Origin of the sequence: Nesterenkonia pannonica (genome assembly GCF_019575955.1) — a bacterium.
Taxonomy (GTDB): domain Bacteria; phylum Actinomycetota; class Actinomycetes; order Actinomycetales; family Micrococcaceae; genus Nesterenkonia; species Nesterenkonia pannonica.
In genome coordinates this window covers 2,404,980-2,428,226 of the sequence record NZ_CP080575.1, presented here as the reverse complement: position 1 = coordinate 2,428,226, position 23,247 = coordinate 2,404,980, and the positions used below count along the sequence as shown (strand labels likewise).

Below are 23,247 nucleotides of genomic sequence, written 5' to 3'. Positions count from 1 at the left end.
GCTGAGTTCGCCACATGTACTTCGCCGTGGATGAGGGCTACTACCAGGAGGAGGGCTTCGAAGAGGTCACCCTGGTCACCGGAGGCCCCTCCGCCACACCGTCAGCCACCCAGATCGCGACCGGCACCGGACTCGCCGGGCTCTCCAACCCCATCGACACCGGCAGCTTCATCGACCAGGAGGGCGAGGACGCGCCGCTGAAGATCATCGGCAGCGTGTTCCAGCAGAACGCCTTCGCCATCTTCAGCCTCGCCGACGAGAACCCCATGGAGGACCCTGAGGACCTCACCGAGATGAGCGTGGGTGTGGCGCCCAACAACGAGGGCGTCTTCTACGCGTTCCTCGACGCCAACGACATCGACCACGACGACGTCGATGTGGTCTCGACCGGCGGGGACGCCCAGCCGCTCATCAACGGCGAGGTCGACGCCTACATCGGCTACGCCACCAACCAGGCGCTCTCCGTCGAGCTGGAGGACTACGAGGTCGACTACCTGTGGTTCCACGAGCACAACCTGCCGTTCGCCGCCGGATCGATCATCGCCAGCGAAGAGATGATCGAAGAGGAGCGGGAGGCGCTGAAGGCCCTGCTCGCCGGAACCATCCGCGGGTGGCAGGACGCGCTCGCCGACGACGATGCCGCTGCCGAGACCACGGTGGAGGAGTGGGGCGAGGACCAGGGCCTCGACTACGAGCACCAGCTCCTGACCGCCGAGCGCCAGTCGTCCCTCATCGCCGACGAGTGGACCGAGGAGAATGGCCTGCTGACGATGTCCGACGAGCTCATCGAGGACACCCACACCGCCATCGAGATGGTCGGCTACGAGGTCCCCGACGACCTCTTCGACCTCTCCCTGCTGGAGGAGGTCTACGAGGAGAACCCTGACCTGGTGGGGCAGCCGTGATCGCAGCGACCGCTGAGACAAGCCCGCATCTGACCGGGGACGGCGTCAGCCTCAAGGGGCTGAACAAGATCTTCGGCTCCGGAAAGAAGCAGGTCCAGGCGCTGAAGGACGTGGACCTTGCCACCGGACGAGGCACGTTCCTCTCCCTCCTGGGGCCCTCCGGGTGCGGCAAGTCCACCATCCTGCGGATGCTCGCAGGACTGGAGGAGCCCACCAGCGGTGAGCTCCTGGTGGACGGCCACACCCCGGAGGAGCTGCGCTCCTCCAATCACCTGGGGATCGCGTTCCAGGACTCGGCCCTGCTGCCCTGGCGGTCGGTGCACTCCAACATCCGGCTGCCCCTGGAGGTGGCCGGGATCAGGCCCGAGCCGGGGCTGATCGAGGACCTCATTGAGCTGGTGGGGCTCAAAGGGTTCGAGAAGTCCCGCCCCGCGGAGCTCTCCGGCGGCATGCGTCAGCGCGTCTCCATCGCCCGGGCGCTGGTCGTCAAACCATCGGTGCTGCTGCTCGACGAGCCGTTCGGCGCGTTGGACGACATGACGCGTCAGCGCTCAACCTGGAGCTGCTGCGCATCTGGACGGAGAAGCTTACCACCACGCTGATGGTCACCCACGGAATCTCCGAGGCGATATTCCTCTCAGACGTGGTCGCCGTGATGAGTGCCCGGCCCGGTGAGATCAAAGAGGTCTTCGAAGTGAACCTGCCGCGACCCCGCACCCCGGAGATGCAGCGCACCCCGAGTTCCACGCTCTGGTCGACCACGCGTCGGACCTGCTCTTCGGCGACTCCGCGGACGGCGAGCACTGAGGGGCGCTGATGAGCACACTGGTCTCTGCAGACGATAAGGCGGTTTAGCAAGGGCGGCGCTCGCCGGACCGTGAGCCTGCCGCGCTGGGCTCCCGGTCTGATCGGTCTCGGCGTCGTGCTGGCGCTGTGGTGGACCCTCGGCGCAAGCGGCGCCGTCGGCGCTTACCGCGACCGCTCGGCGATCCCCTCCCCGCCTGAGGTGATCGGCCAGCTGGCCGAGGACGGCTTCGCCTTCTACTGGAGGAACTCCTCAGTGACGCTCACCGAGGCCGCGATCGGATTCGGCGTCGGCAACCTGCTGGCGGTCATGACCGCGGCGCTGGTGCTGATCGCGCCGTGGATGGAGCGGATCGCCACGCAGCTCGCAGTGATCACCTACTGCCTGCCGCTGGTGGCGATCGGCCCTGTGGTCTTCGCGGTGGCCGGGCCGCCCTCGCCGGGCGATCCGTCGATGACGGCCAACGTGCTGGCTTACCTGTCGGTCTATTTCGTCACGGTGGTCACGACCATCCAAGGGCTGAAGGCTGCGGACAAGGCGGGCCTGGACGTCGTCCGTGTGGCTTATGGAAACCGAGTGCACCAGCTGCTCAAAGTGCAGCTCATCACGGCCATCCCGTACATCTTCACCGCCCTGAAGATCGCTGCCCCGGCCGCGGTGCTGGGAGCGATCCTCGGCGAGTACGTCGGCGGCGTCACCACGGGTCTGGGTCCGGCGATGGTGTCGGCCCAGGAGACGCTGAATGTGGAGCGGCTGTGGGCGCTGGCCCTGGTCGGAGTTCTGGTGGCGGGTGCGGCGTACGCGGTGATCGCGCTGGTGTCCTGATTCGCCGCCCCTGGGCCAGGAAGGTGTGAGGCCATGAGCAACGTGCTGCGCGCAGCGATGCGCCCGATTCTGAACCTGGCCCTCTCCCTGACGGTGATCACCGTGGTGTGGGTGGCCCTGCTGGAGATCTTCGACGTCTCGGGGATCATCGGCAAAGGACCCTGGACGTCTATGAGTATCTCTTCGCCGAGGAGGGCTCTGCCGCGAACCGTGATGTGGTCTTCGGCGACTTCCGGGTGACGATGGCGGACACCTTCATCGGATTCACCGCCGGGCTGGTGGTGGCCGCGACCACCGCGATGATGTTCCAGCTGTTCAAAGGCTTCGAGGCGGCGGTCATGCCGCTGGCGATGATCTGCCGCTCGGTGCCGCTGGTGGCGATGGCCCCCATCATCGTGCTGATCTTCGGCCGCGACTGGGTCTCCGTGGCGGCTATGGGCACCATCGTGGTGATCTTCCCGGCGCTGGTCACCATCGTCGAGGGCCTGCGATCGTCCTCCGGGGCGATGACTGAGGTCGTCCAGGTGTTTGGGGGCTCCAACGCCACCATCCTGAGGAAGGTCGCCATACCGGCCTCCCTGCCCAGCTTCTTCACCGCCACGCGGGTCTCCATCCCCGGTGCGCTGACCGGGGCGCTGCTCGCGGAGTGGCTGGCCACCGGAGACGGCGTCGGATACGGAGTCTTCCAGGCGATCGCGCACACCGACTACGACCGTCTCTGGGCGTCAGTGGTGGTGGTGACGCTGGCGAGCCTGCTGATCTACTCGTTCGTCGGCGTCGTGGAGCGGCTCGTCGCCCGCAGGACCGGCATCGGGCTCAACGCCGCCTGAGGCCGCCGAGCGACGACCTCCGCAGGCGCACATGTATGGTCCAGCAGAGCAACGTAGGTTGCACTCAGCTGCACGCAGAGAAACCTATGTTCCACAGGTCGATGAAGGAGGAGCCGCATGGTGGGATCGCCGGTACTCGGTGAGGAGACGCTCTCGGCCGCCGACCGGCGTCTCAGCGCCACTGATCAGCTGCTGGCCCGCAGCTACCCGGGGAGGCGGCAGGACGTCAGCCGGTGCACACCGCCTACGTGCCCGCAGACCAGTTCCTTCCCGGTCTGGCTGACCAGTGGGGACGTCAGGCGCTGGACGCCGCAGAGGCTGCCGGGGCCTCGGCGCGCTCCTGCGTCACGCTCTTCCGGAGCTGAACGACGAGGAGGCTGAGTGCGAGGCGCTGGTCTCCGCCGTCCGGCACAAGCTCACCGCGGAGCCGCTGGAGGATCTGCGGATCGATTTCGAGGACGGCTTCGGAATCCGGGGTGACGCCGAGGAGGACCACTGGGCGACCATGGCGGCTCATCACGTCGCCGAAGGGATGAGCGGCGGGACGCTGCCTCCGTTCATCGGACTTCGTTTCAAGAGCATGGAAGCCCCGTGCGTCGGCGCGGCCTGCGCACTCTGGACCTCTTCCTCGCGACGATCCTGACGAGGCCGGGCAGCTGCCCGAGGGGCTGCGGCTGACCCTGCCCAAAGTCACCACCGTGGATCAGGTGAGGGTGATGGTCGATGTGGCCGCACAGCTGGAGCGCGCGCACTCTCTGCCGGAGGGGCAGCTGCAGTTCGAAGTGCAGGTCGAAACGCCCCAGATCATCCTCGGGCCGGACGGCCGCATCCCCGTCGCGGAGGCGATCCACGCTGCGGAGGGTCGAATGACCGGCCTCCACTACGGCACCTACGACTACTCCGCAGCCCTCGGCGTCGCCGCCACTTCCAGTCCATGGAGCACCCGGTGGCCGAATTCGCCAAAGCCCACATGCAGGCCGCCGCCGCACAGACCGGCGTGCAGATCTCAGAGGGGTCCACCAACATCCTGCCCCTCGGCACCGACGACGAGGCCCTCCGCGGCTGGCGCCTGCACGCACGGCTCGTCGCCCGGCACCTCGGCAACGGCATATACCAGGGCTGGGACCTCCATCCCCACCAGCTCATCACCCGGTACGCCGCCACATTCCGCTTCTACCGGCAGGAGTTCGCCCCCTGCGCGGCGCGTCTGCGCACCTATGCGCACGGAACCAGCGGCACAGTCCTCGACGAGCTTACCACCGCCAAGGCGCTCGTTTACTACCTGCAGCGCGGCGTCGCCTGCGGCGCGCTCAGCCGCCAGGACGTCACCGAAGCCACCGGGCTCACAGCCGCGCAGATTTCGAGCCTGACACGTACGGGGCTCATGCCCGCCGATGAGGAAGGAACCCCATGATCACCCCCACCTACTTCGCTCCCCACGGCGGCATGCCCGGGCAGAAGGAGCTCATGACCAGCCGCGCTGTGGTCACCGAGGCGTACACGGTGATCCCCAGGGGCGTCCTGCGGGACATCGTCACCACGGTGCTCCCGGAATGGCAGGGGACCCGCAGCTGGGTTCTCAGCAGGCCGGTCGCCGGAGGAGCGGTGACGTTTTCCCAGACCATCCTCGAAGTCTCGCCCGGCGGGGGTCCGAGGCGCCCGAGCCCCAGGCCGAGGTCGAAGGCTTCCTCTTCGTCATGGAGGGCGAGGTCAGCCTCACTGCTGCTGGCCAGACCCACACGCTGACGCCCGGGGATACGCATTCCTGCCGCCCGGCACCGAATGGTCCCTGACAGGACAGGGAGCGGGCCCATCGCGGCTTCACTGGTTCCGCAAGCGCTACCAGGACGTGCCCGGGCTGACTCCGCGCATCGTCGTCGGCCGCGAGCAGGACGTGGAGCCCAGCCCGATGCCCGACACGGACGGCCGGTGGGCGACCACCCGCCTTCTCGACCCCTCCGACCTGGCCTTCGACATGCACGTCAACATCGTGACCTTCCAGCCTGGAGCCTCTATCCCCTTCATGGAGACCCACGAGATGGAGCACGGCCTCTACGTGCTCCAGGGCAAGGGCGTGTACCGCCTGAACCAGGACTGGGTGGAGGTCGAGGCGGGCGACTATATGTCTCTGCGGGCGTTCTGCCCCCAGGCCTGCTACGCCGGCGGAGACGAGCCGTTCCGCTACCTGCTCTACAAGGACGTCAACCGTCAGGTGATGCTCTGAGGGGTGCTCAGGCCGCTAGGGTGGGGGCCATGCCTTCCCCTATGACGTCCTGTGGTCGCGTGACGAGTCCGAGCGGCAGGGCACGCCGCTGGTGGTGCTGCTGCACGGCTACGGCGCCAACGCGCAGGACCTTGCCGGGCTCGTTCCGCACCTCCCCGCAGACTTCACCTATGCCTCTGTGCAGGCACCCGTGAGCTTGGGAGGCGGGGCGTACACCTGGTTCGAGCTCGACGTGCAGCGACTGGCCTACTCGTCGATGGCTGCCCACGATGCGGTGGAGGACCTCTGGAGCTGGGTGGCCTCGGTGAAGCCGAACCACTCCTCGGTGACCCTGCTGGGCTTCTCGATGGGTATGGCGATGGCGACGTCGCTGCTGCGCTCCAGGCCGGATGAGTTCGCCGCCGTGGTCGGCCTCTCCGGGTTCGCCGTCGACCCCGAACGCGGCGAGGGCATCCCGGAGGGGTACTTCAAGGACGACGAGGTCGCCTCCAGCGGCGTTCCGCTCTTCTGGGGCGCGACCAGGAGGACCCGATCATTCCGGCTGACCATGTGGAGTACACCCATCGGTGGGCCACCTCCACGGTGAAGCTGACGAAGGTGCTCTACGCGGGCGCTTACCACGGCATCGTGCCTCAGGAGCTGGCGCATGTGGGCGAGTTCCTGACCCATGCGGTGCTGAAGCCCCGCTGAGCATCAGCCCTGGGGAGGATGGATCTTCCTGTGCGGCTGCGATAGAACAGAGGGGTGAGCGGATCAGAGCCAGCATCGAACAGCCGCGAGGAGAGCATCGGCCCGGAACCTGTCCCCGGTGCCCAGGAGGGCCGGTCAGCTGCGCCTGAGGCCGTGGAAGCGGCCGGGGGCGATCTGAAGGTATCGGAGGGCGGCCCTTCTGCTGCGCGTGCCAAGCACCCGTGGCAGCGATTTGTGGCCCTCGGAGATTCGTTCACTGAGGGCATCGGCGACCCCGACGAGTCACGGCCCGGCTACCACCGGGGATGGGCTGATCGGGTCGCCGAGGAGCTCGCCCGGGGAACAGCCCGCTTCTCGTATGCGAACCTCGCGGTGCGCGGGAAGCTCATCGAACAGATCCGGGACGACCAGCTCGCACCCGCCCTGGAGCTCAAACCTGACCTGATCACGCTGTGCGCCGCGGCAATGACGTCATTCGGCCGGGCTCCGATCCGGACGAAACGGCCCGCATCCTCGACACCATGGTGCAGATCCTTGCGACCACGGGCGCCACCATCGTGCTCTTCACCGGGCCGGACCTTCGCGAGACTCCCGTCGTGGGCTCCATCCGAGGCAGGGTGGCCATCTACAACGAGAACATCCGCACTGTGGCCTTCCGCCACGACGCCGTCGTCGCGGACATGTGGAGCCTGCGGGAGCTGACGGCCAAGGAGACCTGGGATGAGGACCGTCTGCACTTCTCGCCCCTGGGCCACCACATCATTGCTCGCCGGGTGCTCGACACCCTCAACGTGCCGCATGACCTCAGCCCAGCGGAGGCCCGTCCGGTGGGGAGCGCACCTGGAGGGAGGCCCGGGTCGACGACGCCGTGTGGGCGCGCCATCATCTCTTCCCGTGGGTGATCCGCCGCTTCGCGGCCAGTCATCCGGAGACAACATCACCGCCAAGCGCCCCAACATCGAGCCCCTGTTCGGCGGGTCGATGCCCCAGGAACCGGCGCCGCCTCCGACGCCTGACGGGCTAGTCCTCGCGCACGGGAGTCAGCGTCACCGTGGGCAGACCGAAGTCCTCACCGCGGAAGTGCACCGTCTGGCCCGCCCGGATCTGCGCTCCCCGGCGGTCCTCCGCCGCACCGTCGACGGTGACCGCGCCCTCAGCGATCAGCTCCCGGGCGACCGCCCCGTTCTCCACCACGTAAGCAAGCTTCAGCAGCTGTCCCAGACGGATCGACTCATCGCGGATCGGCACCTGCTCCACATCACTCATGCCTACGAGTATGTCAGCGCGTCCGGGCTGCCGCGTCCGGCACGTACGTGTGGTTAGAGTGAGCCGATGAGCGAGGACCCCGAGGAGCGCGCACGGCCGCATGGTGAAGTGGCTGTGGCTCCTCGGAGTGATGCTCGCGGCAGGGGCGGCCATCCCGGCCCAGGGCCGTGTGAATGCGGAGCTCGCTGCGGCGGCGAATGACCCTCTCATCTCCACGCTCTTCACCTATCTCGTGGGGCTGGCAATCATCGCCCCGGTCACGCTCCTCACCCGCCGCGGCAGGTGGGGGCTCGCTGCGGTCGGACCGGCGCTGCGCAGCGGCGAGGTGTCGTGGTGGCATCTTCTCGCAGGCTGTCTGGGCACCTACTTCATCTTTACCCAAGGCGTGGCCATGGCCGTCGTCGGGGTCGCGGTGTTCTCCGTGGCGGTGGTGACCGGACAGACGATCGGAGGCCTGCTGTGGGACAAGATCGGGCTGGGCTCCGGAGGGCCCAAGCAGCTCAACGGCTTTCGGCTGATCGGTGCGGCGCTGACCATCGTCTCGGTGCTCTGGGCCGTCTCCCGCAGCTGGGCTCCAACGGCGGGCTCGCTTGGGCCCTGATGGTGGTGCTTCCCTTCACCGGAGGGTTCGTGCAGTCGGCCCAGCAGGCCATCAATGGTCGGCAGACGGCTGCCTACGGGACCCTGCTTCCGGCCACTCTCTTCAACTTCCTCACCGGAGCGCTGCTCATGGCTGCGGTGTACGGGGGCAAGGTGCTCATCGCCGGGACGGGGAGGCGCTGCCGACGGTGTGGTGGAACTATCTGGGCGGCGCCCTCGGGCTGATCTTTGTGGGGCTGGGCGCCTACCTCATCACCCAAGTGGGGGTGCTGGTCACCGCCATGGGGATGATCGCCGGGCAGCTGGTGGGCTCCTGGTGCTGGACATCATCTTCCCTGCGCCCGGATCCGTGATCGCCTTCGCCACGGTGGCCGGAACGGTGCTGACCCTCGTCGCTGTGCTGGTGGCGTCGCTGCCGGACATCCGTCGCTCTCGTCCCCGCTGAGACGCACCCAGCTCATCTGCTGAAACATTCGTTTCGGTATCCTGACGCCATGGAGGTCAGCACTCCCGCCAGCAGGCGGATCGACGCACGCATCGACGCCGCATACGGGGAGCTTCCGCCCCAGGAGCGACGGGTGGCGGACTTCCTGCTGGAGCATCTCGGGGACCTCGCCATCTTCTCCGCCGCCGACATCAGCCGCGAAGCGGGCGTGTCGAAGGCGACCGTCTCCCGCATCTTCCGCAAGCTGGGGTTCGAATCGTTCAGCGAGGTCCGCGACCACGTGCGGGAGCTGCGGCACCGGGGCATCCCCACGACTGCTCCGGCCAGCTCCGAGGACACCGAGGGGCTCACCGTCCTGGAGCGGCACGAGGCGCAGGAGCGGGAGAACCTCAGCAGGGTCATGGCCGCCTTGGAGGGCGGACGCCTGCAGCAGGCCGTGCAGCTGATCTCGGACGCGCGGCGCGTGGTGGTGGTGGGGCTGCGCAACGGGTTCCCGCTCGCGCTTCATCTGCGCCAGCAGCTCACCCAGATCCGCGGCGATGTGACGCTGGCGCCTCTGCCCGGACAGTCCCTGGGGAGGAGCTGGCCGCTCTGGGGCTGAGGATCTCGTGATCGTTCTGGGGTTCCGCCGCAGGTGGCTCTCTTCGGGCGCGTGGTGGAGAGAGTCGATGCGGCCGAGGCTGGGCTGCTCCTCATCGGGGATTCCACGGCGCGTCCCTATGCTTACCGAGCGGATGCGTGGATCGAGTGCTCACACCATGCTGACGGCGCCTTCGACTCCTATGCGGCGGCAATGTCGCTGATCAGCATCCTCTCCAGCGGCGTCCTCGACGCCCGCCGCACCAGCGGCCACCGGCGCATCTCGCACATCTCCGCGGCGTACGAGGAGATGGGCGAGCTCGAGGATCTCTGATCGCCGCCCCTGTGGCAGGCTGATCGGCGTGAAGAAGCTGCTCCTCGTCCTCCTGGCGCTGCTGGCGGGAGTGGTCTTTCCGGTCCAGGGGCGCATCAATGCCGCACTGAGCGCGGAAGCAGGCGACCCGATTCTGGCCGCTGCGGCCTCCTTCGCCGGAGGACTGCTCCTTATGATTCTCATCTGCGCGCTGCACCCCGGAAGCCGCAGGGCGACCGCGCGGGTGCCGGCAGCCCTGCGGTCGGGGCAGGTGCGCTGGTGGCACCTCGGAGCGGGCGCCGTCGGAGGACTGGTCGTCTTCACGCAGGCGCTGACGATCGGGCTGGTGGGCGCAGCCGTCTTCATCGTGGCTCTCATCGTGGGGCAGCTCCTGGGAACATCACTCTTGACGCTGTGGGCCTGAGCCCCGCCGGGCGCAAGCCGCTGACGCTCATGCGCGGCACTGCGGCGGCCCTGACAGTGGTTGCCATTATGCTCATCCTGGTCCCGGGAATCTCCGGCGACGGCTTCGGCGCAGCGTGGATCCTCAGCGCCGGGCTTGCTCTTCTGGCGGGCATGCTCAACGCCTACCAGCAGGTGATCAACGCCCGGCAGTCGGCGGCCTACGTCAGTCCTGCGCCGGTGACGCTCATCAACTTCACCGCTGGGCTCCTCGCACTGGTCGTGGCTTACCTGGTGCGCGGCACCGAATCTGCCCTCGGATCCCTGCCGGAGCTGACTGAGCCCACGAACTGGTGGTACTACGCCGGAGGTCCCCTCGGCTGCCTGCTGATCGCCGTCTCGGCAGTGCTGATCGGGCGAGTGGGCGCATTGGCGGCCGGCATCGGAATCACAGCGGGCCATCTTCTGGGAGCCGTGGCGGTGGACCTGGTCGCACCGGCCGAAGGCGTCGTCGTCACCGGGTGGACTCTGGGCGGAATCGTGATCGCACTGGGAGCGTCCTGCCTGATCGGCCTGTCCGGTCCTCGACGTCCGGTGCGGCAGAGGTAAGCTGGCCTGCGACCTGCGGGGCTGCCGCCCTCGGGCACCCCGCACCTCAGCTTTTCAGGAGAGTTCACGCCATATGGCCACCGAAACCACGCTGGACAAAGTCATCAACCTGGCCAAGCGCCGCGGCTTCGTCTATCAGGCCGGTGAGATCTACGGCGGCTCCAGGTCGGCCTGGGACTACGGACCCTTGGGCACCGAGCTGAAGGAGAACATCAAGGCCGAGTGGTGGCAGACCTTCGTCCGCGGGCGCGGTGACATGGTCGGCCTGGACTCCAGCATCATCCTTCCCAGTGCGGTCTGGAAGGCGTCGGGGCACGTCGACACCTTCACCGACCCCTGGTGGAGTGCCTGCAGTGCCACAAGCGGCACCGCGAGGACAAGCTCATCGAAGCGTTCCAGGAGAAGAAGGGCCGCGATCCTCAGGACGGCCTGTTCGAGATCCCCTGCCCCGACTGCGGCACCAAGGGCAGGTTCACCGAGCCCCGCGCGTTCTCGGGCCTGGTGAAGTCCTACCTGGGCGTCGTCGACGACGAGTCCGGCCTGCACTACCTGCGGCCCGAGACGGCCCAGGGCATCTTCGTGAACTTCGCCAACGTGGTCACCACCGCCCGGAAGAAGCCGCCCTTCGGCATCGGCCAGATCGGCAAGGCCTTCCGCAACGAGATCACGCCGGGCAACTTCATCTTCCGCACCCGCGAGTTCGAACAGATGGAGATCGAGTACTTCATCCACCCGGAGCAGGCCGTCTCCTCCTTCGACCAGTGGGTCGAGGACTGCGTCGGCTGGTTCACAGACCTTGGGCTGAACCCGCAGAACCTGCGCCAGTTCGACGTTCCCGACGGCGAGCGCGCCCACTACTCGGACCGCACCATCGACCTGGAGTACAAGTTCGGCTTCCCCGGCTCGGAGTGGGGCGAGCTCATGGGCATCGCCAACCGCACCGACTACGACCTCTCCCAGCACATCGAGCACTCCGGCAAGGAGCTGTCCTACTACGACCAGGGCACGGAGGAGCGCTACGTCCCGTACGTCATCGAGCCGAGCTTCGGACTGACGCGCTCCATGATGGCGTTCCTGGTGGACTCGTATGTGGAGGATGAGGCCCCAACACCAAAGGCGGCGTCGACGTCCGCACGGTGCTGAAGCTCCACCCCAAGCTCGCTCCGGTCAAGGCGGCTGTGCTGCCCCTGTCCAAGAAGCCCGAGCTCGCCGGACCCTCGGCGGAGCTTGCCGCCCAGCTGCGCCGGCACTGGAACATCGACTACGACGATGCCGGGGCCATCGGGCGCCGCTACCGCCGACAGGACGAGATCGGCACGCCCTTCTGCATCACCGTCGACTTCGACACTCTCGAGGACCAGGCGGTCACCATCCGTGACCGTGACGAGATGACGCAGGAGCGCGTGTCGCTCGACCAGGTGCAGAGCTATCTGGCCTCCCGGCTCATGGGAGCCTGAGCCTCGGGTTTTATAGGGACGAGAACAGGCGTAGAATCCCGCGGTGTGTCCGAGACCCCTGTGGAACCTCGCCTGACCCTGGAGAACGGCTTCACCGTCCGCCCCTGGCGCGACGGAGATGACCTAGCGCTCCTGGAGGTCTGGGGCGACCCCGAAAACCCGATGCACCATGCCGACCGTGCGCTGCTGCGGCCCAGCTCCAACTCGCCGTGGGCGCGCTGCGTGGTCGCCGAATTCGGCGGCCTTCCCGTGGCGGCGGCGACGCTCTTCAAATCAACGCTGCACCCCGATCGGCTCTCCTTCTATGCGGAGGTGGCGCCCGAGCACCGCCGGTCCGGCGCGGCAGCCCAGCTGCTCGAGCTGCTGCAGGCCGAGGCGCCCTCCTGCGGCGTGAAGTCGCTGAAGGCCCGCTGCGCCAAAGGCTCCGCCGCCCAGTGCTTCCTCAAGGACAGCGGGTTCACCAAGATCCAGTGCTCCCAGAGCGTGGTCGTCACGCCGGGCTCCCTCGCCCTGCCGGATCTCGAATCCTCACCCCTGGAGATCGAGGACCTCGCCACAGGCTCCGTCGAGCTGAGCGAACTGGTCGCCGAGTTCTACAACGCTGTCCACGAATGGGACCGGGCGGAGATGACCATTGGGAAGGCGCAGCAGATGCTGCTTTCCCCGGAGACCGGCGCATCCGGTGCGGTCGTCCTGCGCGACACCGAGCAGAGCCGCATCCTCGCCTTCGCCGTCAGCTACACCGCTGAGCAGAGCGAGGACCCCGCCGATGTGCTGCTTGGCTGGAACCCGTCCCTGAGCGACGAAGAGATCGAGGCCGCCGTCCGCGACCTGCTCGCCATGGTCGCCGCCCGCTTCCCGGTGCGTCTGGAGGTGGACAGCTCCATGGTCCCCTCAAGCGTCTCACCGACGCCCTGGTGGACCGCAGCGATGCACAGGTCGACTTCGAAGCCCTGATCTACGCCCGCGATGCAGACGCTGAATAAGCTCCTCCCGCCCCTGAAGCTCGGGCCCATCACGGTCGACACACCCGTGGTCCTGGCGCCGATGGTAGGCATCACCAACACCGCCTTCCGTCGTCTCTGCCGCGAGCACGGCGGGGCCTCTACGTCAACGAGATGGTCACAGCACGGGCGCTGGTCGAACGCCGTCCCGAGTCTCTGCGGATCATCAGGCATGAGCCCGACGAAGTCCCGCGATCGGTCCAGCTGTACTCCGTGGACCCTGTCACCACCGGCCACGCCGTCCGGATGCTGGTGGAGGAGGACCACGCCGACCATATCGACCTGAACTTCGGCTGCCCGGTGCCCAAGGTCACTCGCAAGGGCGGCGGCTCCGCGCTGCCGTGGAAGATCCGCCTGTTCGAATCCATCATCAGCACTGCGGTGCGCGAGGCCTCCCGGGCGAACATCCCCGTCACGGTGAAGATGCGCAAGGGCATCGACGAAGACCACCTCACCTTCCTCGAGGCAGGCCGTGCGGCCCGCGATGCAGGAGTGGCCGCGGTCGCGCTGCACGGACGCACCGCCCGCCAGCACTACTCAGGCCAGGCCGACTGGGACGCCATCAAGCGCCTTCGAGACGCGCTGACCGACATTCCGGTGCTCGGCAACGGAGACATCTGGTCCGCTGAGGATGCGGTGCGGATGGTCGAGCAGACCGGTGTCGACGGGGTCGTCGTCGGCCGCGGCTGCCAGGGACGCCCGTGGCTGTTCGGAGACCTGCAGGCCGCCTTCGAGGGCAGGGAGGACCGGCACCGACCGGGACTGCCCATGGTCATCGACACCCTCCTGAGGCACGCCCAGATGCTGATCCCCTACTTCGACGGGGACGAGCGCAAAGCCATGCAGGACATCCGCAAGCACGTGGCCTGGTACTTCAAGGGCTATCCGATCGGCGGCGAGCTGCGCTCGCAGCTGGTCACCGTCGAGACGCTCGCCCAGCTGGAGGACCTGCTCGGCAGGCTCGACCAGTCCATCGGCTACCCGGGGAGCCTGCCGAAGGGCCCCGGGGCCGTGCAGGCTCGGCCAAGAAGGTTCACCTACCGGAGGACTGGCTGAGCTCCCAGGAGCTCAACGAGGATCAGCAGCGCATGATCCAGGCCGCCGAAGTGGACATCTCGGGCGGCTAGCGGCCCCAGCCCTGCGGCCCGAGCAGCGCCCCGGTAGGCTGAAGCCCGTGAATGTCAGGAATGTGGAGCGCATCGAGGGTGACTACTCGGCCCTGCCCCCGGGCTACGCGGAATCCGACGAGGATCGGTGGGTTCCCGAGCACGGCAAGTCCGTCTACCGCTCCAGCTTCGAACGGGACCGTGCCAGGCTCCTGCACTCTTCGAGCCTTCGCCGCCTGGGCGCCAAGACGCAGGTGGTCTCCCGGATGTCGACGATTTCTCCCGCACTCGCCTGACGCACACTCTGGAAGTGGCGCAGGTCGGCAGGGAGCTCGGCCGTCAGCTGGGCTGCGACCCGGACGTGGTGGACGGCGCCTGCCTCAGCCATGACCTGGGGCACCCGCCGTTCGGGCACAACGGCGAGAAGGTCCTCAACGAGCTCGCCGCAGGCATCGGAGGATTCGAAGGCAATGCGCAGACGCTGCGCATCCTCACGCGTCTCGAGACCAAGCGCTTCCACCCTGATGGGCGCTCTGCTTACCTGAATCTCACCCGTGCGTCCATTGATGCGGCGGTGAAGTACCCGTGGCAGGCGCACCAGGCGCCGCTGAGGCATGACGGGGCCAGAAGCCCCAAGTTCGGCGCCTACGCGGACGACCTCGGCGTCTTCGACTGGATGCGCGAGGGGACCGGCGGAGTCCGCACCCCCATGGAGGGGCAGGTGATGGACGCCGCCGACGACATCGCCTACTCGGTGCACGATGTGGAGGACGGATCGTCTCAGGCCGATTCCAGCTCGGCTTCCTGGACAACGATCTGCAGCGGGCCCGAGTCATCCAGACCACCCAGGAGTGGTACCTCCCGCACACCTCGGAGGGACGTCTGGACGAGGCGATCGCACGGCTGTCCGCGGCGGAGTCCTGGGTTCGCGAGTCGGACGGCTCCCGACGATCCCTCGCGGCGCTGAAGAACATGACCTCCGACCTGATCGGCCGGTTCTGCGGCGCCATCTACGACGCCACACGCAGGGCCCACGGCGGACAGCCGCTGGTCCGCCACGAGGCGGACCTGGTGGTGCCCACCGAGACCCTGGAGGAGATCCAGGTGATGAAGGGGATCGCGGCGAACTACATCATGGCCTCCCGGGAGCAGATGCCCGTCTACACCAGGCAGAAGGACGTGCTCACGGACCTGCACAGCCTCCTGATGGACACCAAGGATCGGTTCCTGGACCCTCAGTTCCAGGCGGACTACCGGGCTGCGGACGACGATGCTGCGCGGCACCGGGCCGTGATCGATCAGATCGCTTCGCTCACCGACGGCGCCGCCCTGGAGTGGTACGCCACCCTGGTCCACGGCAAGCCTGTGGTGAACCGGCTCTTCGCCTGACCCGCATGGCGCTGTCCAGAGAGCGGATCGTCGAGGCGGCCTATGAGCTGCTTCGCGACTACGGCCTTCAGGACGTCTCGATGCGTCGCATCTCCTCAGCCCTGGAGGTGCGGCCGGGGCCCTGTACTACCACGTGCCGAACAAGCAGGAGCTGCTGCGGCTGGTCGCCCGTTACGCACTCGTGCCCCTGGATGATGCTCAGGAGGCCCCGTTCGATCTGCTGCTGCGCCTGCGCCGGACGCTGCTCTCACTGCGCGACGGCGCTGATCTGGTCCTGATCGCCTACGCCCTGGATGCGGAGCTTCCGCCTGTGCCAGGCCTGACGGCGGCCCTTGAGGCCGAAGGGGCTGACGCAGACTCGGCCGCCGAGGTGGCTGCGGTGCTGATGCGCTGCGCCCTGGGCGCTGTCGCAGTGGAGCAGAACGCCAGCCTCTTCGGAACGGCTGATGAGGATCGCAGCGCGAAGCTGTATGAGCATGCGATGCGCTCGGTGCTGAGCGGCAGCTGACCCCGTTTTGTACACCGTTCAATGGCGGGCTAGTCTCGACCTATGCTTGCTGAACACCGTTCAAATACCGAGGCCACCGCAGACGAATCCGCCGGACGAGCTGCGCAGCGCTCCCGCAGCCCGGAGACGGTCATGAACGTCGCCCTCATCGGCGTCTTCGCGGCGCTGATCGCGGTGCTGACCTTCGCCCCGCCCATCCCGGCGGGCAATGCTGGTGTTCCGATCACCCTGCAGAGCCTGGGGGTCGCTCTGGCGGGGCTTGTCCTGGGCCCGTGGCGCGCGCCGCCGCAGCAGGCCTCTATGTATGCCTGGGCCTGTTGGGACTTCCCATCCTTGCCGGATTCACCGGAGGGCTGGGCGCGCTCGTGGGCCCCTCGGTAACTACCTGCTGGCCTTCCCCGTATCAGCCCTCATCGTGGGCCTCGTCGCGCGGGCCGCGCTGAGGCGAACGGCCCCCGCTGGTGGATTCCGCTGCTCTTTGCCGCGGCGCTGAGCGGAAGCATCCTGGCCATACATCCGCTGGGCATCGCAGGCATGATGCTCAACCTGGACCTCTCGCTGCAGCAGGCGTTCCTAGCCGACGTCGTCTTCTGGCCGGGCGATCTCGTGAAGTCGTTCGTCGCCGCCCTTGCCGCAGCCCTGATCCATCGAGCATTCCCCGCTCTGCTGGTCCGGCCGCGGTGACCCCTGCTGCCGAGAGGCTGATCGCCTTCGACCGCGTACGCGTGCTCGTCGGCGAGCGAGAGCTGCTGCGCGTTCCTGACCTGTCGCTCACCGAGAAGCGCATCAGTGTGATCGGCCCCAACGGCGGCGGAAAGTCCACGCTGCTTCAGCTCATCAACGGCCTGGTCGAGCCCACCCACGGGTACGTCTCAGTCCATGGCGCCGACACGGTCGACAGCGGCACCCATGTGCGCCGACGCGCAGGGTTCGTCTTCGCGAATCCGGCTGCCCAGCTGGTGATGCCCACCCCGCTCGAGGACGTGGAGCTGTCGCTGCGTCGCCGCACGAAGTCACGGTCGCGGGGCCGCGAGGAGGCGATGGCGTGCCTGGAGGAGCTGGGCATCGCCGAGCTTGCCGAGCGCAGCTCCCATGAGATCTCCGCGGGCCAGCAGCAGCTCGTCGCGCTGGCGACCGTTCTGGTGCTGCAGCCTGAGGTTCTGCTCCTCGATGAGCCGACCACCCTCCTCGACCGGGTCAACGCCCGGCGCTTCACCGCGGTGGTGGATCGCATCCAGTCCCGACAGGGCATCCAGGTCATCACGGCTACGCACGATCTCCAGCTCGCAGTGCAGGCCGAGAGGACGATCCTGGTGCAGGATGGGCAGATTGCCGCTGACGGAACCCCGAGGCGGTCGTCGCCGAGTACATCCGACGGGTCGATGCATGAGCACAGAGACTCGGCGCCCCGAAGGGAAGCGGCGCACCCGCAGACGACCGCGGCCTATACGTCCCCGCGATCAGGTCTTCGGCCAGCGATCTCCCACCGTGGGCTTCCTGCACCGGACGCCGGCGGGGGCGAAGGTCGCAGGCATGGCGGCCACAGCGATCCTCGTCATGGCAGTGCGGGATCCTGCCGTGAGCGCAGCCGTGGTGGTAAGCATCATCGTGCTGGCGGTGGGCGCCTGAGTCCCGCTGCGCATGCTGCTGGTGCTGCTCAGGAGGATCTGGCTGCTGATCGCCGCTGTGCTGCTGGCCCAGCTGATCTTCAACGACGTCGCCACGGGGCTGGAGGTCATCACCCGCGTCCTGGCGGGGTCCTGGCCGCTCAGCTGATGATTCTGACAACTTCCGTCCCGGAGCTCCTGCGGGTCTTCTCAGCCCTGCTGCGTCCGCTTCGGCTCATCGGGCTGAGGCCCGGCAGGATCGTGCTGGCGGCGATGGTGATGCTGCGTGCCGTGCCGTATCTGGCGGACCAGTTCCGTGTGGCCGAGCAGCAGGCGCGGGCCAGGGGCCTGGAGAGGGATCTGCGGGCCAGGACGGTCCCTGTGCTGCTGGCCGCGGTCGCCTATGCCAGAGACACCGGAAAGGCTCTTGCCGCCCGCGGGATCGACGACGTCGAGTGATGCAGACGGGCTATGACCCGTTGGTCCTGCCGATGTCTCCTGTGGTCACGCCGAAGCTGCCGAACAGCTCGGAGGCTTCCACGTAGAGGTTCAGGTCAGGCTCGCCTGCGCCCATCGCGATCCGCCCGCTGATGCTCTCATCCGCGTAGACCGGAAGGGCCGAGCGGGTGCCGAAGGGAGTGATTGTCCCGGGGTGGTATCCGGTGGCACTGAGTCCTTCCTCGGGGGTGGCCATCGCCATCTTCTTGAAGCTTACCAGTCTGCGCAGCTTGGCCCAGTCGACCGCTCGGTCGCCGGGAATGAGTGCGAGGACGAACTCGGACTCGGAGGCCGTCTGGGTGCGTCTGGCGCGGACCACCAAGGTCTTCACGATCCTGCTGACCTCGACGCCGAGTGAGGCCGCCGCCTCCTCGACGGAGCGGGCCGGTCCTCGTCCGGCGAATTCAACGGGGACCCCGCGCTGGTCGGCGTCGTGCTGCACGCGATCGCGTCCGGAAGATTCAGTCATGATGCTCAGTTTTTCACAGCAGAGCACTGAGGACGGGGACGTGGGACCATGGGTGCTGTGGCAGGACTGATCAGGCGCGAAGACATCGATGCGGTCCGCGAGCGTGCCGATCTGCGCGAGATCGTTGAGCAGTACGTCACCCTCAAGAAGGCGGGGTCGACTCCTACAAAGGACTCTGCCCCTTCCATGACGAGCGCACGCCCTCGTTCCACATCCGTCCCCAGGTGGGCACCTACCACTGCTTCGGGTGCGAGGAGTCGGGGACGTCTTCGCCTTCATCCAAGGCATGGAGCACACCAGCTTCGCCGAGACCGTCGAGCGCCTGGCCAACAGGTACGGCGTTGAGCTTCGCTACGAGGACGGCGGCTCAGGCCCGGACAAGCAGGAGGTAAGTAGGCGGCAGCGTCTCCTCGACGCCCACAAGATCGCTGAGGAGTTCTTCGCGCACCACCTGAACTCGCCGGAGGCGCAGATCGCCCGCGACGAGCTCACCTCCCGAGGGTTCACGCGGGAGCATGCCCTGCGCTTCGGAGTGGGCTACGCGCCCCGAGGCTGGAACAACCTGCTGGGACACCTGCGCGGCAAAGGGTTCAGCGATGAGGAGCTCAAGCACACCGGCCTCTTCTCAGAGGGCGGCCGAGGCCTCTACGACAGGTTCAGGGTAGGCTGCTGTGGCCGATCAAAGACATGGCGACGAACACCGTGGGCTTCGGCGGCCGCCGCCTCTATGACGACGATCAGGGCCCGAAGTACCTGAATTCCCCGAGACTCCGATATACAAGAAGTCTCAGGTCCTCTACGGCATGGAGCACGCCAAGCGCAGCATCGCCAAGAAGCGCCAGCTGGTCGTCGTGGAGGGCTATACGGACGTGATGGCCTGCCACATCGCCGGGGTGGACACCGCCGTGGCCACCTGCGGCACCGCCTTCGGCGACGGGCACATCAAGATCGCGCGCGGCTCCTCTCCGACGACGGCTCCCCGGCGGAGGTGATCTTCACCTTCGACGGCGACGAGGCCGGTCAGCAGGCCGCGATTCGGGCATTCAATGAGGCCAGCCAGTTCAACGCCCAGACCTACATCGCTGTCGGCCCCGACGGTATGGACCCCTGCGATGTTCGGCAGCACCGCGGAGATGACGCCGTGGCGCAGGTGATCGAGTCCAAGGCCCCACTGGTGGAGTTCGTGCTGCGGCGTCGTCTGGCGGACTGGGACCTCGCCACGATCGAGGGCGGGTCGGAGCCCTGCGGGTGACGGCTGCGGTGGTGGTAGGCATTCGGGATGCGGCGCTGCGCTCGGCGTACACGCGGGAGCTGGTAGGCTGGCTGGGCACCGACGTGGGCGAGGTGGACTCAGCAGTCCGGTCAGCGGCCAAAGCGGGCCAGGCCAAGGCGAACGCCGCGTCGGGCCCCGATGCTGCCGCGCGCGGCCAGCAGCGATCCGAGGGTGCATCCGGGCAGCCTCCGCAGCCGCGCTACCAGCGCCCTGACACGCGGGATCCTGCGGTGCTGATGGAGCGGCAGGCGCTGGAGGTGATCCTGCAGCACCCGGCACGGCTCACTGCCGAGCAGTGGGAGGAGGTCTTCAGCGTCCGCTTCACCGCCGCGGCGCACCAGGCGCTGCACGACGGCATCCGCCTCGCAGCGGCCAAGGCGACGGATCCTCGCTCGTGGGTGGCCACAGTGCGTCAGGAGGTCCCGGAGCCTCTGCGCGGACTGGTGGGGAGCTGGCCGTCACTGAGCTTCCGGCCAGCACCGAGGAGAACATGGAGCGGTACTGCCGTGAGATCCTCAACCGGCTCGTCGAGCTCAAGATCCAGCACGAGAAGGCCAACCTGCTCGGTCAGCTTCAGCGGATGGACCACTCTCAGCAGTCCCAGGAGTATCGCCGCCTCAACGAGGAGCTGATGCTCCTGGAGCGCAAACGCCGGGCCCTGCGCACGGTCGACTGAGTCCTCGGTCCGCCGGGGCGCGAGGACCTTTCACGTTGTGACCTGCACCACCGCCCCCGCTGTTAGTGTGTGATTCATGACTCAGGATCCTTCCCGTACTGCCGCCCGCCATGAAGTGCCGGAGGGTATGCGCCGAGATGTCGGCCTGCTGGGCGGGCTGCTCGGAGAGGTGCTCCAGGAGTACGGCACCGAGAGCTCCAGCCCTGCCAGCCTCTACGACGACGTCGAGCGGCTGCGCGGACTGTGCATCGGCGCCGTGGAGGACGACACCGAGGAGAAGCTCGCAGAGGCCGAGAGCTTCGTCGAGTCGCTGGACCCTGAGCGTGCCAAGGAGGTCGCCCGCGCTTTCACCTGCTACTTCCTGCTGGCGAACCTCGCCGAGGAGCAGCAGCGGATCCGCACCCTGCGCACCCGGGACGGGGAGACCTCTCTCGAGGAGCAGTCGGCTGCCGACTCGGTCGCTGCGGCCTTCCGGCATCTCTCCGACGAGGTGGGTCAGCGGGAGGCCGAGCGTCGGCTCAAGGAGCTGCGCTTCCACCCGGTGCTCACCGCCCACCCCACAGAGGCCCGGCGCAACGCGGTGACCGCCTCCATCCGTCGCATCGGCCAGCTGCTCGACATCCGCGATGACCCGCGCACCGGGCCCGCCGCCGCGGCGCGCAACACCCGCGAGCTCTTCGAGGAGGTGGACAACCTGTGGCGCACCGCGCAGCTGCGAGTCTCCAACCCCTCGCCGCTGGATGAGGTCCGCACCGCCCTCAGGGTCTTCGACAACTCGTTCTCCAGCGTCTTCACGGAGGCCTATCGGCGGATGGACGACTGGCTCCAGGAGGAGCGGGCCGGTGCGGCCGCTCCCAAGGCCCCGCGTTCATCAGGCTCGGCTCATGGATCGCCGGAGACCGTGACGGCAACCCGAACGTCACCGCGACCATCACTCGCAAGGCGGTGGCCCAGATGGCTGACCGCGTGCTCGAGGACCTGACCCAGCGGGCCCAGCGCCTGGCGCTGTCCATGACGCTGGACGAGGCGTTACACCCCGCCGAGCAAGGGCCTCCTCGCCCTGTGGAACCGGCAGAAGCAGCTCTCCGAGGAGCTGACCTCGACCGCCGCCGAGCACTCGCCGCGGGAGCCCCACCGCCAGGTCATGCTCGCGGTGGTAAGCCGCATTGCCGCCACGCGTGATCGGAACGCGGATCTTGCCTACGACGTCCCGGCTCGGCTCATCGAGGACCTCCGCTGCGTGCAGGAGTCACTGGTGGAGGCGGGGCGAAGCGGGCCGCCTACGGCGACCTCCAGGAGCTCATCTGGCAGGTCGAGACGTTCGGCTTCCACCTGGCCGAGCTGGAGGTCCGTCAGCACTCGGCAGTCCACAGCCAGACCCTCCGGTGGCTCGAGAATCCGGACTCGGAGGAGCGCATGGCGGTGCCGGGCGAGGAGGTCCTTGAGACCTTCCGTGCGGTGGCATCCGTGCAGGGCCGGTACGGCCCCGACGCAGCGCGTCGCTACATCGTCTCCTTCACACAGTCGGCGCAGAACCTCGCAGATGTCTATGATCTCGCCGCCCAAGCTCTGGGCGGGGAGGAGAACGCACCCGTCATCGACGTCATTCCACTCTTCGAAACCTATGAGGACCTTCAGAACGCTCCCCGCATTCTGGAGGAGGCTCTGGCCCACCCCAAGCTGCAGCAGCGCCTGGACGAGACCGGACGTCGCATGGAGGTCATGCTCGGCTACTCGGACTCCTCCAGGACGTGGGCCCGGTGGCAGCGACCCTGGCCCTGTACGAAGCCCAGGAGAAGATCGCAGCCTGGGCGGTCGAGAACGACATCACACTCACTCAGTTCCACGGTCGCGGAGGTGCGCTGGGGCGCGGCGGCGGGCCCGCCAACCGAGCGATCCTTGCCCAGCCGCCCCACTCCGTCGACCTGAGGTTCAAAGTTACGGAGCAGGGCGAGGTGATTTCTGCGCGGTACGGCAACCCGGAGATCGCCCTTCGCCACATCGAGCAGGTCGCAGCCGCCGCACTGATGGCCTCGGCCCCGTCGACGGAGAGGCGAAACGCTGAGGCCGCACGACGTTACGCGGACCTGGCCGAGCAGCTCGATGAGGCCTCGCGCACCCGGTTCCACGCACTGATCCGAGCGGACGGCTTCGCCCCGTGGTTTGCTCAGGTGACCCCGCAGGACGAGATCGGCCTGCTGGCCATCGGATCCCGTCCTGCCAAGCGCGGCCTCTCGGTGGAGTCCCTGGAGGATCTGCGGGCGATCCCGTGGAACTTCGCCTGGTCGCAGGCGCGCATCAACCTCACCGGGTGGTACGGCCTGGGGACGGCGCTGGAGGCTGTGGGCGATCTTGACCAGCTGCGGGAGGCCTACGCTGACTGGCCCCTGTTCCGGGCCATGATCGACAACGTGGAGATGTCGCTGGCGAAGACGGATGAGCGCATCGCCCACCGCTACCTGGCGCTGGGCGACCGCGAGGACCTCTCCCAGGCGGTGCTCGATGAGCTGAGGCTGACGGTCAAGTGGGTGCTGGCCATCACCGATCAGGATCGGCTCCTGCAGAAGCACCGTGTGCTGGGGCGCGCCGTCCAGCTGCGCAACCCCTACGTGGACGCGCTGAGCCTCATTCAGCTCCGTGCGCTGAAGAGCCTGCGTTCCAAGGACCTGCAGGAGGACGAGATCCAGGATCCGCGCAACCTGCTGCTGCTCAGCCTCAAGGGCGTGGCGGCTGGCCTGCAGAACACCGGCTGAGTCCCTCTCAGTCG

20 protein-coding genes and 9 pseudogenes are annotated in these 23,247 nt (G+C 67.7%); 27 read left to right on the top strand and 2 right to left on the bottom strand.

The window, feature by feature from the left end:
* Nucleotides 1-14: 14 nt before the first annotated feature.
* The 10 genes and pseudogenes from K0H76_RS17445 to K0H76_RS17400 all read left to right on the top strand — a co-directional run.
* Complete coding sequence (locus K0H76_RS17445) at nucleotides 15-905, top strand: ABC transporter substrate-binding protein (protein WP_258933825.1); 891 nt, start codon at nucleotides 15-17, stop codon at nucleotides 903-905.
* The gene (locus K0H76_RS17440) at nucleotides 902-1,507 is read left to right on the top strand and encodes an ATP-binding cassette domain-containing protein (RefSeq protein ID WP_258933824.1); all 606 of its coding nucleotides are present in this window, start codon (nucleotides 902-904) and stop codon (nucleotides 1,505-1,507) included. The genes K0H76_RS17445 and K0H76_RS17440 overlap by 4 nt, the downstream gene beginning before the upstream one ends.
* Nucleotides 1,507-1,722, top strand: a complete 216-nt coding sequence (locus K0H76_RS17435; protein WP_258933823.1) for a hypothetical protein — start codon at nucleotides 1,507-1,509, stop codon at nucleotides 1,720-1,722. Before K0H76_RS17440 ends, K0H76_RS17435 begins: the two co-directional genes overlap by 1 nt.
* Nucleotides 1,723-1,782: 60 nt before the next feature.
* Nucleotides 1,783-2,535, top strand: coding sequence for an ABC transporter permease subunit (locus K0H76_RS17430; RefSeq protein WP_258933822.1), 753 nt, complete (start codon nucleotides 1,783-1,785; stop codon nucleotides 2,533-2,535).
* 33 nt (nucleotides 2,536-2,568) lie between these two features.
* Nucleotides 2,569-2,775: a hypothetical protein gene (locus K0H76_RS17425; RefSeq protein ID WP_258933821.1), complete on the top strand. Its 207-nt coding sequence runs from the start codon at nucleotides 2,569-2,571 to the stop codon at nucleotides 2,773-2,775.
* Nucleotides 2,776-2,777: 2 nt separating this feature from the next.
* Nucleotides 2,778-3,365: an ABC transporter permease subunit gene (locus K0H76_RS17420; protein ID WP_258933820.1), complete on the top strand. Its 588-nt coding sequence runs from the start codon at nucleotides 2,778-2,780 to the stop codon at nucleotides 3,363-3,365.
* A 117-nt stretch (nucleotides 3,366-3,482) separates the two neighbouring features.
* A pseudogene (locus tag K0H76_RS17415) lies at nucleotides 3,483-4,779 on the top strand (HpcH/HpaI aldolase/citrate lyase family protein).
* A pseudogene (locus K0H76_RS17410) lies at nucleotides 4,776-5,589 on the top strand (bifunctional allantoicase/(S)-ureidoglycine aminohydrolase). Before K0H76_RS17415 ends, K0H76_RS17410 begins: the two co-directional pseudogenes overlap by 4 nt.
* A 49-nt stretch (nucleotides 5,590-5,638) precedes the next feature.
* Nucleotides 5,639-6,279: pseudogene (locus tag K0H76_RS17405) on the top strand (dienelactone hydrolase family protein).
* A 174-nt stretch (nucleotides 6,280-6,453) separates the two neighbouring features.
* Nucleotides 6,454-7,266: pseudogene (locus K0H76_RS17400) on the top strand (SGNH/GDSL hydrolase family protein); the annotation flags it as partial.
* Nucleotides 7,267-7,299: 33 nt separating this feature from the next.
* Here the strand turns inward: K0H76_RS17400 and K0H76_RS17395 are convergent.
* The gene (locus K0H76_RS17395; protein WP_258935463.1) at nucleotides 7,300-7,545 is read right to left on the bottom strand and encodes an RNA-binding S4 domain-containing protein; all 246 of its coding nucleotides are present in this window, start codon (nucleotides 7,543-7,545) and stop codon (nucleotides 7,300-7,302) included.
* Between the two features lie 100 nt (nucleotides 7,546-7,645).
* Between K0H76_RS17395 and K0H76_RS17390 the strand changes: the two genes are divergently transcribed.
* From K0H76_RS17390 to K0H76_RS17320, 15 genes and pseudogenes are all read left to right on the top strand, one after another.
* Entirely contained in the window at nucleotides 7,646-8,146 is a 501-nt protein-coding gene (locus K0H76_RS17390; protein WP_258933819.1) for a DMT family transporter, read from the top strand.
* Complete coding sequence (locus tag K0H76_RS17385) at nucleotides 8,146-8,370, top strand: DMT family transporter (RefSeq protein ID WP_258933818.1); 225 nt, start codon at nucleotides 8,146-8,148, stop codon at nucleotides 8,368-8,370. Before K0H76_RS17390 ends, K0H76_RS17385 begins: the two co-directional genes overlap by 1 nt.
* On the top strand, nucleotides 8,334-8,498 hold the full coding sequence (locus tag K0H76_RS17380; RefSeq protein WP_258933817.1) for a DMT family transporter: 165 nt from the start codon (nucleotides 8,334-8,336) through the stop codon (nucleotides 8,496-8,498). Before K0H76_RS17385 ends, K0H76_RS17380 begins: the two co-directional genes overlap by 37 nt.
* 141 nt (nucleotides 8,499-8,639) lie before the next feature.
* On the top strand, nucleotides 8,640-9,191 hold the full coding sequence (locus K0H76_RS17375; protein WP_258933816.1) for a MurR/RpiR family transcriptional regulator: 552 nt from the start codon (nucleotides 8,640-8,642) through the stop codon (nucleotides 9,189-9,191).
* 33 nt (nucleotides 9,192-9,224) lie between these two features.
* Nucleotides 9,225-9,503: a hypothetical protein gene (locus K0H76_RS17370; protein ID WP_258933815.1), complete on the top strand. Its 279-nt coding sequence runs from the start codon at nucleotides 9,225-9,227 to the stop codon at nucleotides 9,501-9,503.
* 28 nt (nucleotides 9,504-9,531) lie between these two features.
* Nucleotides 9,532-9,906: a DMT family transporter gene (locus K0H76_RS17365; protein WP_258933814.1), complete on the top strand. Its 375-nt coding sequence runs from the start codon at nucleotides 9,532-9,534 to the stop codon at nucleotides 9,904-9,906.
* Nucleotides 9,897-10,493 (top strand): DMT family transporter, encoded by a 597-nt coding sequence (locus K0H76_RS17360; RefSeq protein ID WP_258933813.1) that lies wholly within the window; start codon nucleotides 9,897-9,899, stop codon nucleotides 10,491-10,493. The genes K0H76_RS17365 and K0H76_RS17360 overlap by 10 nt, the downstream gene beginning before the upstream one ends.
* Before the next feature lie 73 nt (nucleotides 10,494-10,566).
* A pseudogene (locus K0H76_RS17355) lies at nucleotides 10,567-11,950 on the top strand (glycine--tRNA ligase).
* Nucleotides 11,951-11,995: 45 nt separating this feature from the next.
* The gene (locus K0H76_RS17350) at nucleotides 11,996-12,907 is read left to right on the top strand and encodes a GNAT family N-acetyltransferase (protein ID WP_258933812.1); all 912 of its coding nucleotides are present in this window, start codon (nucleotides 11,996-11,998) and stop codon (nucleotides 12,905-12,907) included.
* A gap of 12 nt (nucleotides 12,908-12,919) precedes the next feature.
* Nucleotides 12,920-14,081 (top strand): annotated as a pseudogene (gene dusB / locus K0H76_RS17345) (tRNA dihydrouridine synthase DusB).
* A gap of 71 nt (nucleotides 14,082-14,152) precedes the next feature.
* A pseudogene (locus K0H76_RS17340) lies at nucleotides 14,153-15,449 on the top strand (deoxyguanosinetriphosphate triphosphohydrolase).
* Between the two features lie 133 nt (nucleotides 15,450-15,582).
* Nucleotides 15,583-15,957 carry a hypothetical protein gene (locus tag K0H76_RS17335; RefSeq protein ID WP_258933811.1) on the top strand — a complete coding sequence of 125 codons (375 nt, stop codon included), beginning with the start codon at nucleotides 15,583-15,585 and terminating at the stop codon, nucleotides 15,955-15,957.
* Between the two features lie 42 nt (nucleotides 15,958-15,999).
* The gene (locus K0H76_RS17330; RefSeq protein ID WP_258933810.1) at nucleotides 16,000-16,338 is read left to right on the top strand and encodes an ECF transporter S component; all 339 of its coding nucleotides are present in this window, start codon (nucleotides 16,000-16,002) and stop codon (nucleotides 16,336-16,338) included.
* 153 nt (nucleotides 16,339-16,491) lie between these two features.
* Nucleotides 16,492-16,641 (top strand): hypothetical protein, encoded by a 150-nt coding sequence (locus tag K0H76_RS17325; RefSeq protein ID WP_258933809.1) that lies wholly within the window; start codon nucleotides 16,492-16,494, stop codon nucleotides 16,639-16,641.
* Nucleotides 16,638-18,023, top strand: coding sequence for an ATP-binding cassette domain-containing protein (locus tag K0H76_RS17320; protein ID WP_258933808.1), 1,386 nt, complete (start codon nucleotides 16,638-16,640; stop codon nucleotides 18,021-18,023). The genes K0H76_RS17325 and K0H76_RS17320 overlap by 4 nt, the downstream gene beginning before the upstream one ends.
* Before the next feature lie 10 nt (nucleotides 18,024-18,033).
* Here K0H76_RS17320 and K0H76_RS17315 read toward each other — a convergent pair whose 3' ends face one another.
* Entirely contained in the window at nucleotides 18,034-18,531 is a 498-nt protein-coding gene (locus tag K0H76_RS17315) for a YbaK/EbsC family protein (protein WP_258933807.1), read from the bottom strand.
* Nucleotides 18,532-18,588: 57 nt separating this feature from the next.
* Between K0H76_RS17315 and dnaG the strand changes: the two are divergent.
* Together dnaG and K0H76_RS17305 are read left to right on the top strand one after the other, a co-directional pair.
* Nucleotides 18,589-20,480 (top strand): annotated as a pseudogene (gene dnaG / locus K0H76_RS17310) (DNA primase).
* A gap of 76 nt (nucleotides 20,481-20,556) precedes the next feature.
* Nucleotides 20,557-23,233: pseudogene (locus K0H76_RS17305) on the top strand (phosphoenolpyruvate carboxylase).
* The last annotated feature ends 14 nt before the right edge of the window (nucleotides 23,234-23,247 follow it).

Bases quoted from the DNA above. Each gene is read 5' to 3' on its own strand.
- K0H76_RS17445 (WP_258933825.1), top strand. From the start codon at position 15: ATGTACTTCGCCGTGGATGAGGGCTACTACCAGGAGGAGGGCTTCGAA.
- K0H76_RS17435 (WP_258933823.1), top strand. From the start codon at position 1,507: ATGGTCACCCACGGAATCTCCGAGGCGATATTCCTCTCAGACGTGGTC.
- K0H76_RS17425 (WP_258933821.1), top strand. From the start codon at position 2,569: ATGAGCAACGTGCTGCGCGCAGCGATGCGCCCGATTCTGAACCTGGCC.
- K0H76_RS17420 (WP_258933820.1), top strand. From the start codon at position 2,778: ATGGCGGACACCTTCATCGGATTCACCGCCGGGCTGGTGGTGGCCGCG.
- K0H76_RS17395 (WP_258935463.1), bottom strand. From the start codon at position 7,545: ATGAGTGATGTGGAGCAGGTGCCGATCCGCGATGAGTCGATCCGTCTG.
- K0H76_RS17390 (WP_258933819.1), top strand. From the start codon at position 7,646: ATGGTGAAGTGGCTGTGGCTCCTCGGAGTGATGCTCGCGGCAGGGGCG.
- K0H76_RS17385 (WP_258933818.1), top strand. From the start codon at position 8,146: ATGGTGGTGCTTCCCTTCACCGGAGGGTTCGTGCAGTCGGCCCAGCAG.
- K0H76_RS17375 (WP_258933816.1), top strand. From the start codon at position 8,640: ATGGAGGTCAGCACTCCCGCCAGCAGGCGGATCGACGCACGCATCGAC.
- K0H76_RS17330 (WP_258933810.1), top strand. From the start codon at position 16,000: ATGCTTGCTGAACACCGTTCAAATACCGAGGCCACCGCAGACGAATCC.
- K0H76_RS17325 (WP_258933809.1), top strand. From the start codon at position 16,492: ATGATGCTCAACCTGGACCTCTCGCTGCAGCAGGCGTTCCTAGCCGAC.
- K0H76_RS17315 (WP_258933807.1), bottom strand. From the start codon at position 18,531: ATGACTGAATCTTCCGGACGCGATCGCGTGCAGCACGACGCCGACCAG.